13 protein-coding genes are annotated in these 15273 nt (G+C 45.1%); all 13 read right to left on the reverse strand.

Going from position 1 to position 15273, the window contains the following annotated elements:
* Window positions 1-47 precede the first annotated feature (47 nt).
* Complete coding sequence (gene araA, locus E0E47_RS02350; protein ID WP_130892768.1) at window positions 48-1574, reverse strand: L-arabinose isomerase; 1527 nt, start codon at window positions 1572-1574, stop codon at window positions 48-50.
* Window positions 1575-1621: 47 nt separating this feature from the next.
* Complete coding sequence (locus E0E47_RS02355) at window positions 1622-2317, reverse strand: L-ribulose-5-phosphate 4-epimerase (RefSeq protein ID WP_008624062.1); 696 nt, start codon at window positions 2315-2317, stop codon at window positions 1622-1624.
* Between the two features lie 3 nt (window positions 2318-2320).
* Entirely contained in the window at window positions 2321-2998 is a 678-nt protein-coding gene (locus E0E47_RS02360; protein WP_008624061.1) for an NUDIX hydrolase, read from the reverse strand.
* A gap of 14 nt (window positions 2999-3012) precedes the next feature.
* Window positions 3013-4758, reverse strand: a complete 1746-nt coding sequence (locus E0E47_RS02365; RefSeq protein WP_008624059.1) for a sodium:solute symporter — start codon at window positions 4756-4758, stop codon at window positions 3013-3015.
* A 36-nt stretch (window positions 4759-4794) separates the two neighbouring features.
* A complete protein-coding gene (locus E0E47_RS02370) occupies window positions 4795-5943 on the reverse strand; it encodes an aldose epimerase family protein (RefSeq protein WP_130892769.1) in 1149 nt (382 codons plus the stop codon).
* Window positions 5944-6219: 276 nt separating this feature from the next.
* Window positions 6220-7374: a galactokinase gene (gene galK / locus E0E47_RS02375; protein WP_172604745.1), complete on the reverse strand. Its 1155-nt coding sequence runs from the start codon at window positions 7372-7374 to the stop codon at window positions 6220-6222.
* A 46-nt stretch (window positions 7375-7420) separates the two neighbouring features.
* Complete coding sequence (gluP, locus tag E0E47_RS02380; RefSeq protein ID WP_008624051.1) at window positions 7421-8650, reverse strand: glucose/galactose MFS transporter; 1230 nt, start codon at window positions 8648-8650, stop codon at window positions 7421-7423.
* Between the two features lie 46 nt (window positions 8651-8696).
* Window positions 8697-9776 carry an aldose epimerase family protein gene (locus E0E47_RS02385; protein WP_130892771.1) on the reverse strand — a complete coding sequence of 360 codons (1080 nt, stop codon included), beginning with the start codon at window positions 9774-9776 and terminating at the stop codon, window positions 8697-8699.
* 110 nt (window positions 9777-9886) lie between these two features.
* Window positions 9887-11182: a bifunctional folylpolyglutamate synthase/dihydrofolate synthase gene (locus tag E0E47_RS02390; RefSeq protein ID WP_130892772.1), complete on the reverse strand. Its 1296-nt coding sequence runs from the start codon at window positions 11180-11182 to the stop codon at window positions 9887-9889.
* Between the two features lie 17 nt (window positions 11183-11199).
* On the reverse strand, window positions 11200-12345 hold the full coding sequence (dnaJ, locus tag E0E47_RS02395; protein WP_130892773.1) for a molecular chaperone DnaJ: 1146 nt from the start codon (window positions 12343-12345) through the stop codon (window positions 11200-11202).
* Window positions 12346-12358: 13 nt separating this feature from the next.
* On the reverse strand, window positions 12359-12943 hold the full coding sequence (locus E0E47_RS02400) for a nucleotide exchange factor GrpE (protein ID WP_008624041.1): 585 nt from the start codon (window positions 12941-12943) through the stop codon (window positions 12359-12361).
* An 83-nt stretch (window positions 12944-13026) separates the two neighbouring features.
* Window positions 13027-14643 carry an ABC-F family ATP-binding cassette domain-containing protein gene (locus tag E0E47_RS02405; protein ID WP_008624038.1) on the reverse strand — a complete coding sequence of 539 codons (1617 nt, stop codon included), beginning with the start codon at window positions 14641-14643 and terminating at the stop codon, window positions 13027-13029.
* 63 nt (window positions 14644-14706) lie between these two features.
* The gene (locus tag E0E47_RS02410) at window positions 14707-15189 is read right to left on the reverse strand and encodes a cytidine deaminase (protein ID WP_130892774.1); all 483 of its coding nucleotides are present in this window, start codon (window positions 15187-15189) and stop codon (window positions 14707-14709) included.
* Between the last annotated feature and the right edge of the window lie 84 nt (window positions 15190-15273).

The following is a 15273-nucleotide window of genomic DNA, read 5'->3' on the forward strand; positions in this document are numbered from 1 at the left end:
ATTGCTCGCCGAGCACTTTTAATTTTAAATCCTTTGCCGGTATGCTATTAGCAAAGTGCTTTGTTCAGCATATAATACACTTCGTTCATGCGGAGCTCCTTCTTGAACTCGCTGATAGTCGTGTCTTTGTTGATGTGTACCATTTCGATACCGGAAATTTCGGCATAGTCTTCCCAATATTCGGCTGTCAAGTCGTATGAGAAGCAAGAATGGTGTGTACCACCGGCCAAAATCCAGGCACCTGCACCGATTTCGAAGTTCGGCATGGGTTTCCACAATGCGGAAGCTACAGGAAGTTTGGGCAGAGGTTTCGGTTCGATACATTCTACGTCGTTTACAATGAGGCGGAAACGGTTGCCCAAATCAACGACCGTGGCAGTGCAGCCTTTGCCTACTTTTGAAGTGAAGACCAAACGGGCTGTCTGGCTCTTACGGATACCGATACCAAGGAAATGTACTTCCAGACGCGGTTTCTTTGCTGCGATGAGCGGGCAAACTTCCAACATGTGAGCTTGCAGGATGGAACTGTTTTCCCCATCGAAATTCAATGTGTAGTCTTCCAAGAATGAGCAACCTGTAGGTAGACCTTGGTTCATTACCCATACCGTACGGTAGAGGGCGGCAGATTTCCAGTCGCCTTCGGCACCGAAACCATAACCATCGGCCATCAAACGTTGTGAAGCCAAGCCGGGAATCTGGTCGAAATGACTGCCGTCTGTTTGTCCCAAGTCATCGAAGTTTGTTGTGAAACCTTTGGCTCCTTTGGCTTTCAGGATGGCACGCAGTGCGAGTTCAGCCTTAGCTGAGTTCCACACCTTTTGATAAGCTTCAGTGGTCTTGTCTTCCAATGTGGCATCGTGATCGTATTCATTAAAATAGGTTTTCACTAAAGCTTCCACATCGGCATCTTTTACTTCAGCATGGTATTGCATCAGTTCGCTAACCGGACAGTAGTCTACATGATAGCCCATGCGTTGTTCTGCCTCGACTTTATCCCCGTCTGTTACGGCTACATTGTTCATCTGGTCGCCGAAACGGATAATCAACATGTCTTGTGCATCAGCCCATGCGGCACAAACACGCATCCATACGGCAATCTTGTGTTGGGTATCCTCGTCTTGCCAATAACCTACGACTACTTTACGGCGGATACGCATACGGGTACAGATATGCCCGAATTCGCGGTCACCGTGGGCAGATTGGTTCAGGTTCATAAAGTCCATATCCATGGTATCCCAAGGTATCTCTTTGTTGAACTGCGTGTGGAGATGGAGCAACGGTTTCTTTAACTGCTGCAAACCGTGTATCCACATCTTAGCCGGTGAGAATGTGTGCATCCAGGTGATTACGCCAATGCACTTCTCGTCATTGTTGGCTGCTTTGAATACGGCTTCCACTTCTTTGGAAGAATTGGCCGTTCCTTTATAGACTACTTTAACGGGAAGTTTGCCGGAGGCATTCAAACCGTTAACCATTTGAGTGGAGTGACCGTCGACTGCCACTACTGCGTCACCACCGTACAGAAGCTGTGCTCCCGTAACAAACCATACTTCATATTGATCAAATGCGTTCATGATAAAAATTTTAAATTGTTAGAGATTTGTTAGTTAATATACTTTGTTTATTTCTTTTTCTGTCCGTAGTAGGCGTTCGGTCCGTGTTTACGGTTATAATGCTTCTCGATGAGCAGTGGATTCATTGTGGTTTCGGGGTTTACCATAAAGGATACGAAAGCCATTTTGGCACACTGCTCCATCACCTTGGCATTGTAAACGGCATTGGCCGGACTCGTACCCCAACTGAACGGACCGTGATTCTTTACCAATACACCTGGTGTGTGGTCGGGGTTGATTCCTTCAAACCGTTTAACGATAACATTGCCGGTTTCCAATTCGTATTGTCCTTCTACTTCTGCCTTTGTCATGTCGGAGGTGCAGGGGATAGCTTCGTGGAAATAGTCGGCATGTGTCGTCCCGATATTAGGAATGTCTTTGCCGGCCTGAGCCCATGCGGTAGCATAAGTGGAGTGGGTGTGGACTACTCCTTGAATGTTCGGGAAAGCTTTGTAGAGGACAAGATGTGTCGGTGTGTCGGATGAAGGATTCAATTCTCCTTCTACCACCTTGCCGCTTTCCAAATCTACCACAACCATGTCCGAGGCCTTCATTGTATCGTAGTCCACGCCGCTCGGTTTGATGACTACGAGTCCCTTTTCACGGTCGATGCCTGATACATTTCCCCATGTGAAGATAACCAAACCTTGTTTTACTAAATCAAGATTGGCTTGATATACCTTTTCTTTGAGTTCTTCTAACATAGTTCATAATTTAAATTTAGGGGCTTTACGGTAAGCGTTTTCGTTGAACTTATATAAAGCAGCTCCCCGTTTCGACCCTGTTTTATCAATTTTATCTGTTTTTTCGATATAGTTCAAGTCTGCAACCCGTTTGCGGAAATTCCGTTTATCAAAAGGCTCCCCATAGATAGCTTCGTACAAACTTTGCAATTGGAACAGAGTGAACATACTTGGCAAAAGGTTGAAACCGATAGGTTCGGAAGAGGCTTTCTTTTGCAACATGATTCTGGCTTGATTTACCATTTGGGAATGGTCGAAAACTAGTGGTGGAATTTCGTTGATTTCCGCCCAATGCGCATTATGCTGCTGTACCAGATTCCGGTCATATTCATTGATGTTGATTAATGCATAATATGCCACGGATATTACTCTTTCTCCCGGGTCACGGTCTACTTCTCCAAAAGTTCCGACCTGTTCCATATATACGTTTTCAAGTCCTGTCAGTTCTGCCAAGACTCTTTTGGCTGCATCGTCTACGCTTTCTCCGTCTTGCACGAATCCACCCATTAAGGACCAACTACCCTTTGCCGGTTCGAAATTCCGCTTGAGCAAGAGCAGTTTTAAACTGCCCTTGTCAAAGCCGAATATGATGCAATCTACGGAAACGTAGAATCGAGGGTTTATATTATAATAGGTGGTCATTATCTATATTTGTGTTACCAGAAATATGCATAGAATAAGGCACAGAGTATGATGACACCTAAAGAGGCTATGACATCCCAAACGTTCCAACTTTCACGGATGGTCTTCTTATAATTGCCTGTAAAGGTGATTGCAGCAATCTGCTCGGCAGATGGTTTCGCTGTGAACATTGATACAATGTACATCAGAATGATGATGAATACGAGCAGCCAGACCTCGAAGATGAGCCAATTGGTCTGCCAGAACCAACTGGTATATTCCCAAAATGCGCCGTCCATGACAGCTTTTCCAGAGTCGGTAATGACGTTGGTGAGCAAACGTACCATACCAATCAGGAAACCGCCAATCAGACCCCATTCACCCGCTTTCGGAGTGATTCTCTTGGAGAATATACCAAGGGTGAATACGGCAACCATGGCTGGGGCAATCAAGGATTGGATATCTTGAAGGTATGAGTATAAGTTACCCATGTTCATCATGATGGGCATCCATGCCAATCCGAGCAATACGACCACAACTGTAGCCACACGTCCTACCAATACATAATGACTTTCACTCTTTCCTTTTTTCATAGGCTTGTAGAAATCCTCTGTAAACAAAGTGGCACAGCTATTGAAGAATGCGGCCAAGGAAGCTACGAGTGCACAGATAAAACCGATAGTCACAATACCTTTAATTCCAGCCGGGAGAATGTTTTTTACCATCATGGCAAAAGCACCATCGGTGTCATGGGTGTTAGTGATATCCATGACAATACCACTGCCGGCTTTTTGGGAAAGTGCAAAAGCCACCATGCCGGGAATGAGGAACATGAAAACCGGAAGGAGTTTGAAATAACCGGCCGCAATTGTACCACGGCGCGCACGTGCCATGACTTTGCCGTTATCTTCACCTTTGGTTTGTCCGAGTACACGTTGTACAATATGCTGGTCTGTACACCAATACCAAAAACCGATGATTGACGCACCGAGGAAGACCACATAACCGGGGAATTGCGGATACATGGGGTCAGCGGGATCGGTGTGGAACATGTGGGTTGTTCCGAACCCATCATGGGCTGCATTGCATACGGCCATCATTTGAGACCATCCTTCAGTGATGCTACCGTCACCCAACATGTTCAAACCGAGGAACAGAACCAAGAAAGAACCGATAATGAGAATCGGCGTCTGGATGGCGGATAAAGTCATTACTCCTTTCATTCCGCCAAATACCGTGAATACGGCAGTGATTGCGATAAGGCCAATGGCACCGTACCAGAACGGAAGGCCGAGGAGGTACTCAAAGAAGATACCACCGGTAAACGCAGTGACGGAGACTTTGGTCAACACGTAGGCAATCAGTGTGATGATGGACAGCCACGAACCTGTACGTTGGGTATAGCGGAATTTCAGGAAGTCCGGCATCGTGATAATCTTGCCCATTTTGTTATTCAACAATTGATAGAATGGAACGAACAACCAACCTAATATCAGAATCATCCATCCTTGCATTTCCCAATGGGCCATGCCTACACCGTCTTTGGCTCCTGTGCCGGCCAGACCGACAAGGTGTTCGGAACCTATATTGGCTGCAAAAATAGCCGCACCGATGATGTACCAAGGTTCGCCCTTTCCGAAAAGGTAATCTTGGCTGTCGGCCCCTTGCATTTTCTCTTTGTCTTTTTTGATGGAACGGTAGACAGCCCATACAATCGCTATGACTCCGATGGCGAGAACCAACCAGTCAAGCCATATAAATTCATTTGAATTCCAATTCATGTCTTTGTTTTTGTTTGATGATATAGTTAATGATGATTATTTCTCCACGGTGAATTTGAAAATACATTCGCTGTGATAAGCCTGTCCCGGCTCCAATATTACCGAAGGCCATTCCGGTTTATTCGGGCTATCGGGGTAGTGCTGGGTTTCGAGGCAAACGGAAGCACGCTGGTTGTATACGATTCCTTTCTTTCCGCTTAATGTACCATCCAAGAAGTTTCCGCTGTAGACTTGAATGCCTGGTTCATTCGTATAAACTTCTAATGAGATGCCGCTTGTCGGCGAAGTTAGTTTTGCTGCTAATTGGTTGATATCTCCTTGGGTGTTCAATACCCAATTATGGTCATAACCGTTGCCGTTTTTCAGTTGGATAAAATCAAATTTGTCTATATCCTGTCCTACGGCTTTCGGAGTAGTAAAATCCATTGGAGTTTCTTTTACCGTAACGATTTCGCCCGTAGTCATATATGTACTGTCTACAGGAGTATAGTTGTCCGCATTGATATATAAAATATGATCGGTAGCTAGTTGAGACGGATTGCCTGATAAGTTGAAATAAGAATGGTTGGTCATATTGATGACGGTCTTCTTATCTGTGGTTGCATCGTATTTAATGTCCAAGGCATTATCACCGCTTAGGGTATAGGTCACCGTTGCAGTTACAGCTCCTGGGAAGTTTTGGTCTCCGTCAGGAGAATACATCGTCATAGCCAGTGTCGTATCGTTCAATTGCTTTCCCTCATACACTTGATATTGCCATCCTTGAGGCCCTCCATGCAGACAATGGCCAAAATTATTGGTGGGCAATTGAATAGAATCCCCATCAATAACGATTCTGCCTTTGTTTATTCGATTGGCATAGCGACCTATTGCGGCCCCGAAATCACTGGGCTTGTTAATGTAATCGGCTATACTGTCGAAACCTAACACGACATCGCGTAAAGAATCATTTTTGTCTGGTACCATAATAGATACGATCCGCCCGCCAAAGTTTGTGATACAAACTTCCATTCCATTGGAATTTTTAAGAGTGTACAAACTTGTCGGTTTGCCTTTTACGTCGGCTACGAAATTCTGCGGATCAAGTCCTGAAACGGTTAAATTACTTTGAGGTTGTTGGCTGCATGAAGCCAAAAGAACTGTGATAAGTCCTACACCTAAGATTGCATTTCTTTCTTTTTTCATGGTGAATGAATTAAAAGATTTAAATTGAATGTAAAGTTACGACTTTATCTCGTATTTCTATTGCAAATATAGATGTTTTTGGGCATAAGGTGTATGCCTTACACTTCTTTTTATTCTTTTTTCTATGTTATAGTTTATTAAAAACCGTACAACTGTAGAAAAATAAGATAGATAAGACACCATTTTATTCAGTTGTGGGTTGCGTTAATAAAAAGGGAACCACTACATTATAATGATTCCCTTTTTCTACATAAATAAGATGCTAAGATTTTGTTTTTAGCAGAGTTTTCTGGATCCGTCTCCGATGACTACATCAATAATGACCGGTTCTTTGCCGAATTTTTCTTTGAATTTCGATTTGGCTACTTTTACGAAGTTGTCATAAAGTTCATCACTTACAAGGTTGATAGTACAACCTCCGAACCCTCCTCCCATAATACGAGAACCAGTTACCCCTTCTTCTTTTGCTATATCATTCAGAAAGTCCAATTCCGGGCAGGAAACTTCGTATTCTTTGCTCAGGCCGTAATGGGTTTCGTACATTTTCTGTCCTACGGTTTCGTAGTCGCCTTTCTCCAAAGCGTCACAAACAGCCAAGACACGTTCTTTCTCGCCAATGACATATTTAGCTCGCATGAAATCTTCAGCTGATACTTCGTTCTTCACTTCGTCCAACATGGCATAGTCTGCATCGCGTAAACTTTTTACCTCTGGGTGATGCTTGTTGATGGTGGCAGCTACGTTTTCGCAACTTCTGCGGCGGTCATTATAGGGGGAACCTACAAGTTCGTGCTTTACGCAAGAGTTTACCAATACCAATTTATAGCCTTTCGGGTCGAACGGGAAGTATTCAAACTCACCGCTACGGCAATCCAAACGCATCAAACTACCTGCTTTACCGTGAACAGAAGCGAATTGGTCCATGATACCGCAATTGCATCCCAAATATTTATGTTCTGTAGCCTGTCCTACTTTAGCCAATGTCATTTTGTCTATTTTGTTTTCGCCGAACATATCGTTGAGTGCAAAAGCATATACGCTTTCCAATGCAGCAGAAGAAGACATTCCTGCGCCGAGAGGAACATCACCAGCGAATGCTGTGTTAAAACCTTCCACAGGAACACCCAATGCCATCATTTCCCGGCACACGCCGAAAATGTAGCGAGCCCAACTTGCTTTTGGTCCCTTTTCATCGTCTAAAGAAAACTCCACGTAATCTTTCAAGTCGATAGAGTAGGCACGTACATTTCTTGTCCCGTTTACTTTTATTTCAGCTATCATACCTTGTTGAACAGCACCGGGGAATACAAATCCGTCATTATAATCAGTGTGTTCACCGATGAGGTTGATACGACCCGGAGAAGCATATACAGAACCGGTTGTTCCATCAAAATGTTCAATGAAACGGCTTCTTACATCATCTATTGTCAATTTCATAATCCATTTATTTTATGAGGTTAATAAAAAGAGATTTTTCTTATCCTTTAAGTCCTACCTTAGAACCTTTCCAACAGAACCAAATAACATAGAGGTAGTAGATAAACATCATGCAGATTGCCATTCCTACACCTGTATGGTCCACTACGACACCCATCAACAACGGCAGTGTGGCCGCACCTATTACACCCATGTTAATGATACCGCTAGCTGCTTTTGTATGTGGTCCCAATTCCTGCAAACCGAGGTTGAAGATGAGCGGCCACATTACAGAGTGGAACAAGCCGGCTGCCAACATGGCGTATACGGCCGCCATCCCCGGAAGAACGAATGAAATGCCGACGCATGCCGCACCTCCGAGAAGGCAAACCGTCAACAAATGGCGTGGTTGGTATTTGCTTAACACACCGGCACCGATGAAACGTCCAACCATCATACCACCCCAGTACAAGGGCAGGAAATCTTCGGCTTTGCCGCCCAAATCAGGCTTGCTGTCGAAATAAGCAGACAACATGGAGGGAATACCGATTTCCAATCCCATATACATAAAGATGGCAAAAGCACCAAACCATACGTGGGGGTACTTGAACACGCTCGATTTGTATTCTCGTGTGTCACCATTGTCGGCAGCTTGCTCTTCTTCTTTGATTTCCGGAAGTTTCAAGAAGTAAAGAATGATGCAAAGCAGGAAAGTAAAAATACCCAATCCCAAGAACGGAACGGTCACGTCATTTCCGCTTAATTGATCTTCCGATTTGCCTGCAATAATAAAGTAGGTAATAAACATCGGAGCCAATGTCGTGGCTACAGAATTTAGGGCCTGGCTTAACGTCATGCGGAATGCCCCTTTCTCGGGTGCGCCTAACACCATGACGTACGGATTCGCAACGAGTTGCAACATGACGATACCCAATGCCACACAACACATGCTAGCCAAGAAAATATTATAGATGGTCGTCTGGGCGGCATCCAAATTCGTTGAGATACCAAAGTAATTGATTACGAATCCCAATCCGACAACGGCCAAACCAAGAACCAATGTCATCTTATAACCAATCTTGTTCATCATAAGAGCAAAGGGAATTGACAAGGCATAAGCTCCATAAAATGCGGAATTAACGAGTTGTCCCTGTGCTTCTGTCAGGTTGAATACGGTCTTGCAGAATCCAATCATAGAATTGTTCATTGTCGTTACGAAACCGATAAGGAAGCAAACGATAATGACCACCGTGAGGGCGAACGTGTAGTTCGGTTGCGTTTTTTGAGTCATTTGATAATTTGTTTTTTTAAGATTTGTTTTTCTATTATAGTTTCACTTATTTTTCAGTACCGAATTTATAGATTGTGGTTTGGGTATAAGTTTCTCCCTGTTTTAGAACTACAGACGGAAAGTAGGGGCGATTGGGAGAATCGGGGAAATGTTGGGCTTCAAAGCAAATTGCGCTTCGACGCGGGAATGTTGCTCCCAATTGTCCCTTGTATCCGTCAGCCCAATTATCCGTGTATACTTGAACTCCAGGTTCGGTGGTATAAACTTCCATTGTACGGCCGGAAACAGGCTCGTATATTTTAGCTGCAAAACTCAGTTCGCCTACTTCTCTCTTGTTGAGGACGAAGCAATGGTCGTAACCGGCGCCATTCTGCGTCTGTTCGTCATCGGCATCTATGCGTTCGCCGATTTCACGCGAGGTCGTAAAATCAAAAGGAGTGCCTTTTACAGGTTTGATTTCTCCCGTAGGAATAGAGGTGTTGTCAATAGGAATGAAATAATCAGCATTAATCTGACATTGCAGTTTTTCAATAGTTGGAGTGGGGTTGGCAATACCGGCCAAACTGAAGAACCCGTGATTAGTCATATTGACGATGGTTGTTTTGTCGGTTGTCCCTTTGTATTCGATGATCAATTCATTGTCGTTGGTGAACGAATAAGTGACATCCATGTCTAATTTTCCAGGAAAGCCTTCTTCATTATCTGCGAATGTATAATGTAAAAGTAAGGTACGCTCGTCCGCCTGTCGGGCATCCCAAACCCGGGCATGGCATCCGGTCGGACCGCCGTGAAGGCTATTCGGCCCGTTATTAACCGTCAATGAATACTCTTTCCCTTCTAACGTGAATTTACCCTTACAGATACGATTACCATAACGGCCTATCAGCGTACTGAGGAATGGCTCCGGGCTACTGATAACCTCCTGGATGTTGTCATGCCCTTGAATGACATTTGCCATTTTTCCGTCGCGGTCAGGAACCATGATGGCAACCAATGCTCCTCCGTAGTTTGTAATGGCTACTTCACAACCCTTATTGTTTCTCAGGATAAACAAATCTGTTTGTTTGCCCTGAACTTCTGCTTGAAAATCTTCTCTTTTAAGACCACTAATATTTTTTAAACTCATCAGACTAATGATTTAAAGTTAAATTATCGTTATGCAAAATAAGAAAAAAACTTTCTTATTGCAAAAGATTTCGGGGAAAAAGATGATGCAGAAATGAGAAGATTTGCAGATTATGCTTGTTCGGGGTGATAAAAGGCTAAAAAGTCGGCAACAACGAACGTGCTGCCTCCTACGAAAATCAAATCCTTTTCCGTAGAAGATTGCCGTGCCGCCTGAAAGGCAGACCGTACGTCGGGCCAGGAAGTTCCCCTTAATCCGGCTTCTTGGGCGAGTGTTTGGAGTGTGTGTTCGTTAAGTGCCCGTTTGACGCTTGCTTTTGTGAAATAATAGATGGCACATTTGGGAAGTTGTTGTAGGACAGAATGAATATCTTTGTCATTCACCATACCTATTATAATGTGGAGTTTATCGGCTTGGACGCATTCCAGTTGTTCGGCGATATAACTTATCCCCCCTGTATTATGTCCAGTGTCACAGATTACAGTGGGGTGCGTTCCGAGTTGCTGCCAACGACCTCGTAAACCGGTAAGTTTGCAGACGTGTCCGAAGCCGAGTTCAATGTGTTCTTGCGCGATAATATAACCGGTTTTTCGTAGTTCGTCAATAGCTGCAAGTATGGTTGCCGTGTTCTTTTCTTGGCAGAGTCCTCCCAGTTCGCCTATAAAACTTCCGTAATGAAGAGTCTCGTAAACACGTGTATTGCCTTCCGGACGGGAGGAGATGATTTCATGCTCTTCTTCTGCAAATCTTATTGGTGCATTCATCTCCAATGATTTATCCTTGAAAACCTTTTTCGTTTCCTCGGTAGTCTCTCCGATGACCACTGGAACTCCGGGCTTGATGATTCCTGCTTTCTCCCCGGCAATTTTCGCAAGGGTGTTTCCCAAAAATTGTACATGGTCAAAGCTGATATTGGTAATGACGGACAAATCCGGAGTTATGATGTTGGTGCAATCCAAGCGTCCTCCCATGCCCACTTCGATAACGGCGACATCCACTTCGGCTTTTGCAAAATATTTAAAAGCCAAAGCCGTTGTCAATTCAAAGAAAGAAGGGTGCAGAGGTTCGAAGAAAGAGCGTTCGTCTTCGACAAAAGAAACCACTTCGCATTCCGGTATCATTTGTCCGTTTACCCGTATGCGCTCTCTGAAATCGGTCAGGTGAGGTGACGTATAAAGCCCCACTTTGTAACCTGCGGTTTGGAGTATGGCTGCCAATGTATGGCTGCACGACCCCTTGCCGTTAGTGCCCCCCACGTGGATGGTTTTGAATTTACGGTGGGGATGACCAAAATGCTCATCTAGCAACAAGGTGTTGCTTAGACCTTCTTTGTAAGCAGTTCCTCCTACATTTTGGAACATGGGTACACTGTTAAACAAATATGTCGTGGCTTCTTTATACGTCATCTCCTTATTTATAGCTTTTATTCAAAATAGCTTTTGAACTTTCTGAATATCTTTTCTTTAATGGATGGATTCGGAGCGAAGTTATCACTCTTCTTCATCTCTTCCAACGTCTTCTTTTCGTCTTTGCTCAAAGCTTCCGGAATATACACACTGATATTTACGATAAGGTCTCCTGTGCCGTATCCGTAACCTTGTACGGCAGGTAACCCCTTGCCTCTCAAGCGTACCACCTTGCCCGGTTGTGTGCCCGGTTCTATTTTGATTTTTACCTTTCCGTCGATGGTAGGGATTTCCGCATCGCCGCCCAATGCCGCAGTGGGGACATCCAAAAGCAAATTGTATATCAGATTATTGTCTTCCCGCAAGAGTTCCTTGTGCGGCTCTTCTTCGATATAGACCTGAATGTCTCCCGGGACTCCGTTACGTCGGGCTGCATGGCCTTTTCCCGTGACGGTGACGACCATGCCGTCTCCTACGCCTGCGGGAATTTTCACTTCAATGACTTCTTCGCCGTTGACGATGCCTTCCCCTCCACATTCTTTGCATTTATTCTTTATAATAGTTCCTTCTCCTCCACATGTAGGGCAAACAGCTTGTGTTTGCATCATGCCGAAAATGCTTTGTTGGGTTTTCACGACAAAGCCGTTACCATGGCATGTCGGGCATGTCTCGGTCGCGCCGCTACCCTCGGCTCCGCTTCCGTGGCAATGAGGGCAGGCCACTTTCTTTTTGACCTTGAATTTTTTGGTTACTCCTGTGGATATTTCCTGGAGCGTCATTCTTACTTTGAGGCGAAGATCCCCTCCTCTGTATTGGGGTTTCCGGGTTCTGCCGCCTCCACCGAAGCCACCAAATCCGCCATGGCCTCCGAATATGTCACCAAACATAGAGAAGATATCATCCATGTTCATACCACCACCGCCAAATCCGCCGGCACCATTTACGCCTTCTGGCCCGAACTGGTCGTAACGGGCACGTTTTTGCGGGTCGCGGAGCACGTCGTATGCTTCTGCAGCTTCTTTAAATTTAGCTTCGGCTTCCTTATCATCCGGATTACGATCGGGATGATATTTGATAGCCATTTTCTTATAAGCCCTTTTTATCTCGTCGTCCGAGGCGTTTTTTGAAACGCCTAGCACTTCATAATAGTCACGTTTCGCCATATTTTATTGAGGTTTAAAGTCCTACGGCCACTTGAGAGTGGCGAATCACCTTTTCATTTAAAGTATAGCCTGTTTTGACACAGTCGATGATTTTACCTTTCATTTCATCCGAAGGAGCCGGTACTTGGGCGATAGCCTCATGCAAATCCGTGTTGAAATCGGCATTTTCGGTCTCTATTTTCTTGACCCCTTGTTCGCCTAAGACTTTTACGAATTTTTGGAATATCAGGTCAACCCCTTCTTTTACGGCAGCCACGTCTTCCATCTTGTCCATATTCTTCAATGCACGTTCCATGTCGTCCAATACAGGCAGTATGGCCGTAATTGTTTTTTCCGCCCCGTTTAAAATCAATTCAGCTTTTTCTTTGATGGTACGTTTGCGGTAATTGTCAAATTCGGCAACCTGACGCAGGTATTTGTCTTGCAGTTCTGCCACTTTGGTTTCTGCAGCAGCCAATTTATCTTCCACAGACATTTCCTTTGCAGGTTGTTCTTCAGTTTTGTCGCCTTCGTCTTGTTGTGTGGTTGCTACATTATCCAAAGTTTCCTCTTGTTGGGCTTTCAGCTCTTCTTCGTTCATATCTTTATTTTTTTCCATGATGCAATATTTTAAAAGGGTATTTAGTCGCTAAATACCCTACAAATAGTTTGCCATTCGGCTTTTGTTTCTCAAAAATATTTTTAATCCCCGTACATTCTTGTTTTAAGCTCCTTGATGTGGTCGCTGGCAATGTACTCGTCGTATTCCATCATCTTGTCGATAATGCCGTTGGGGGTGAGCTCGATGATGCGGTTGGCTACGGTTTCGATGAACTCGTGGTCATGGCTGGAGAACAAGATGTTGCCTTTGAACAGTTTCAGGTTGTTGTTGAAAGCCTGGATGCTCTCCAAATCCAGATGGTTTGTCGGAGTGTCCAAAACGAGGCAGTTGGCGTTTTTCAGCTGCATGCGGGCTATCATGCAGCGCATCTTCTCTCCTCCTGAAAGCACGTTGACTTTCTTCAGGACCTCCTCTCCCGAGAACAGCATTCTTCCGAGGAAGCTCTTGAAATAAACTTCGTTGCCTTCACCGAACTGGCTCAGCCAATCCACAAGGTTCAAGTCGCTTTCGAAGAAGCGGGTGTTGTCGAGAGGCAAATATGCCGTAGTGATGGTTACTCCCCACTTGTAGTCGCCTCCTTGTGCTTTACGGTTACCGTTGATGATTTCAAAAAAAGCTGTCATGGCACGAGGGTCACGGCTCAGAAAGACAATTTTATCTCCTTTCTCTACGGTAAAGTTCACGTCGTTGAAAAGCACGGTTCCGTCATCCGTCGTGGCGCGTAACCCTTTCACCTCAAGGATTTGGTTGCCTGGCTCGCGTTCCATCTGGAAAATGATGCCCGGGTATTTGCGGGTAGAGGGGCGGATTTCCTCTACATTTAGTTTTTCCAACATCTTTTTCCGACTGGTGGTCTGCTTGCTTTTAGCTACGTTGGCTGAAAAACGCCGGATGAATTCTTCCAATTCCCGTTTCTTTTCTTCGGCCTTGGCTTTTTGGTTTTGAGCTTGCCGCAGAGCTAACTGACTGGATTCGTACCAGAAACTATAATTGCCTGCAAACATCGTTACTTTGCCGAAATCAATATCCACTGTATGTGTACAAACTGCATCCAGAAAATGGCGGTCGTGGCTTACAACCAATACCGTATGTTCGAAATCGGAAAGATAGGATTCAAGCCATTGCACCGTGTCGAGGTCGAGGTCGTTGGTCGGCTCGTCCAACAGCAGGTTGTCCGGTTCGCCGAAGAGGGCTTTTGCCAACATGACACGTACCTTTTCCTTACCGCTCAGTTCGCCCATCAGTGCGTAATGCTTGTCTTCTTTGATACCCAGTCCGCTCAACAAGGCCGCAGCATCGCTTTCGGCATTGTATCCGCCCATTTCCGCGAACTTTTCTTCCAGTTCGGCCACTTTGATGCCGTCTTCGTCCGAAAAATCAGCTTTGGAATAAAGCGCATCGCGTTGTTGCATGATGTCCCACAATATGGTGTGTCCCATCAGCACGGTGTTCAGTACGGTACATTCGTCATATTGGAAGTGGTCCTGGCTAAGTACGGAGAGCCTTTCGCCCGGTCCTAGTTCCACGCTGCCTTTTGTCGGTTCCAATTCTCCGGAGATGGCTTTCAGCAACGTGGACTTTCCGGCTCCGTTAGCCCCGATGACCCCGTAAATGTTTCCATTGGTGAACTTCATGTTTACATCCTTGTACAGGACTCTTTTCCCGAACTGGATGGCAAGATTCGATACGCTAATCATACTCTATATACCTTATTATATATGTCTTGGTTTGTAATACGGCGCAAAGGTACGAAAAATATTTTATTCGTTCATGGTTTCTCCCGTAAACTGCAACGGGAGCAGGGCTTTGATGGAGTCGACCACGTAAGTGCCCTCTTCTCCGAACAGCAGGATGCGTATGGGGCGACCGTACCGTTCTTCCACTCCAAGGATGACTTGCCGGCAAGCTCCGCAAGGAGGGATGGGGGATTTCAGGAAAGTCCCGTGGGCGTATGCCGCAATGGCCAGTTCTTCCACGCTTTTCTCCGGGTAGCGTGCGTTGGCGTAGAATAGTGCGGTACGTTCCGCGCACAGGCTTGATGGGAAGGCGGCGTTTTCTTGGTTGCTTCCTGTGACTATGGTGCCATCGGACAACCGGGCCGCAGCTCCTACACAGAATTTTGAAAAAGGTGCATAGCTAGTTTGTGTGGCATTTTTGGCTTTGTCTATTAACTCTCGGTCCGCATCCGTTAGTTCCTCGTAGTCGTATATTCGGACTTTGCTGATGATTTCTTTTTCTTTCATGGGACTTTCCTCTTTTGGTTAGTAACATACAAATATAAGCTTTTTATATGGAAAGAGGTGGTTAAAGCGAAAAAAAGAGGATGT

This window comes from Paraprevotella xylaniphila YIT 11841 (genome assembly GCF_900683745.1).
Taxonomy (GTDB): Bacteria; Bacteroidota; Bacteroidia; order Bacteroidales; family Bacteroidaceae; genus Paraprevotella; species Paraprevotella xylaniphila.

What these genes read in the sequence shown, in the direction of transcription:
- araA (WP_130892768.1), bottom strand. Translation starts at nt 1,574, where the DNA reads ATGAACGCATTTGATCAATATGAAGTATGGTTTGTTACGGGAGCACAG.
- E0E47_RS02355 (WP_008624062.1), bottom strand. Translation starts at nt 2,317, where the DNA reads ATGTTAGAAGAACTCAAAGAAAAGGTATATCAAGCCAATCTTGATTTA.
- E0E47_RS02360 (WP_008624061.1), bottom strand. Translation starts at nt 2,998, where the DNA reads ATGACCACCTATTATAATATAAACCCTCGATTCTACGTTTCCGTAGAT.
- E0E47_RS02365 (WP_008624059.1), bottom strand. Translation starts at nt 4,758, where the DNA reads ATGAATTGGAATTCAAATGAATTTATATGGCTTGACTGGTTGGTTCTC.
- E0E47_RS02370 (WP_130892769.1), bottom strand. Translation starts at nt 5,943, where the DNA reads ATGAAAAAAGAAAGAAATGCAATCTTAGGTGTAGGACTTATCACAGTT.
- gluP (WP_008624051.1), bottom strand. Translation starts at nt 8,650, where the DNA reads ATGACTCAAAAAACGCAACCGAACTACACGTTCGCCCTCACGGTGGTC.
- E0E47_RS02385 (WP_130892771.1), bottom strand. Translation starts at nt 9,776, where the DNA reads ATGAGTTTAAAAAATATTAGTGGTCTTAAAAGAGAAGATTTTCAAGCA.
- E0E47_RS02390 (WP_130892772.1), bottom strand. Translation starts at nt 11,182, where the DNA reads ATGACGTATAAAGAAGCCACGACATATTTGTTTAACAGTGTACCCATG.
- dnaJ (WP_130892773.1), bottom strand. Translation starts at nt 12,345, where the DNA reads ATGGCGAAACGTGACTATTATGAAGTGCTAGGCGTTTCAAAAAACGCC.
- E0E47_RS02400 (WP_008624041.1), bottom strand. Translation starts at nt 12,943, where the DNA reads ATGGAAAAAAATAAAGATATGAACGAAGAAGAGCTGAAAGCCCAACAA.
- E0E47_RS02405 (WP_008624038.1), bottom strand. Translation starts at nt 14,643, where the DNA reads ATGATTAGCGTATCGAATCTTGCCATCCAGTTCGGGAAAAGAGTCCTG.
- E0E47_RS02410 (WP_130892774.1), bottom strand. Translation starts at nt 15,189, where the DNA reads ATGAAAGAAAAAGAAATCATCAGCAAAGTCCGAATATACGACTACGAG.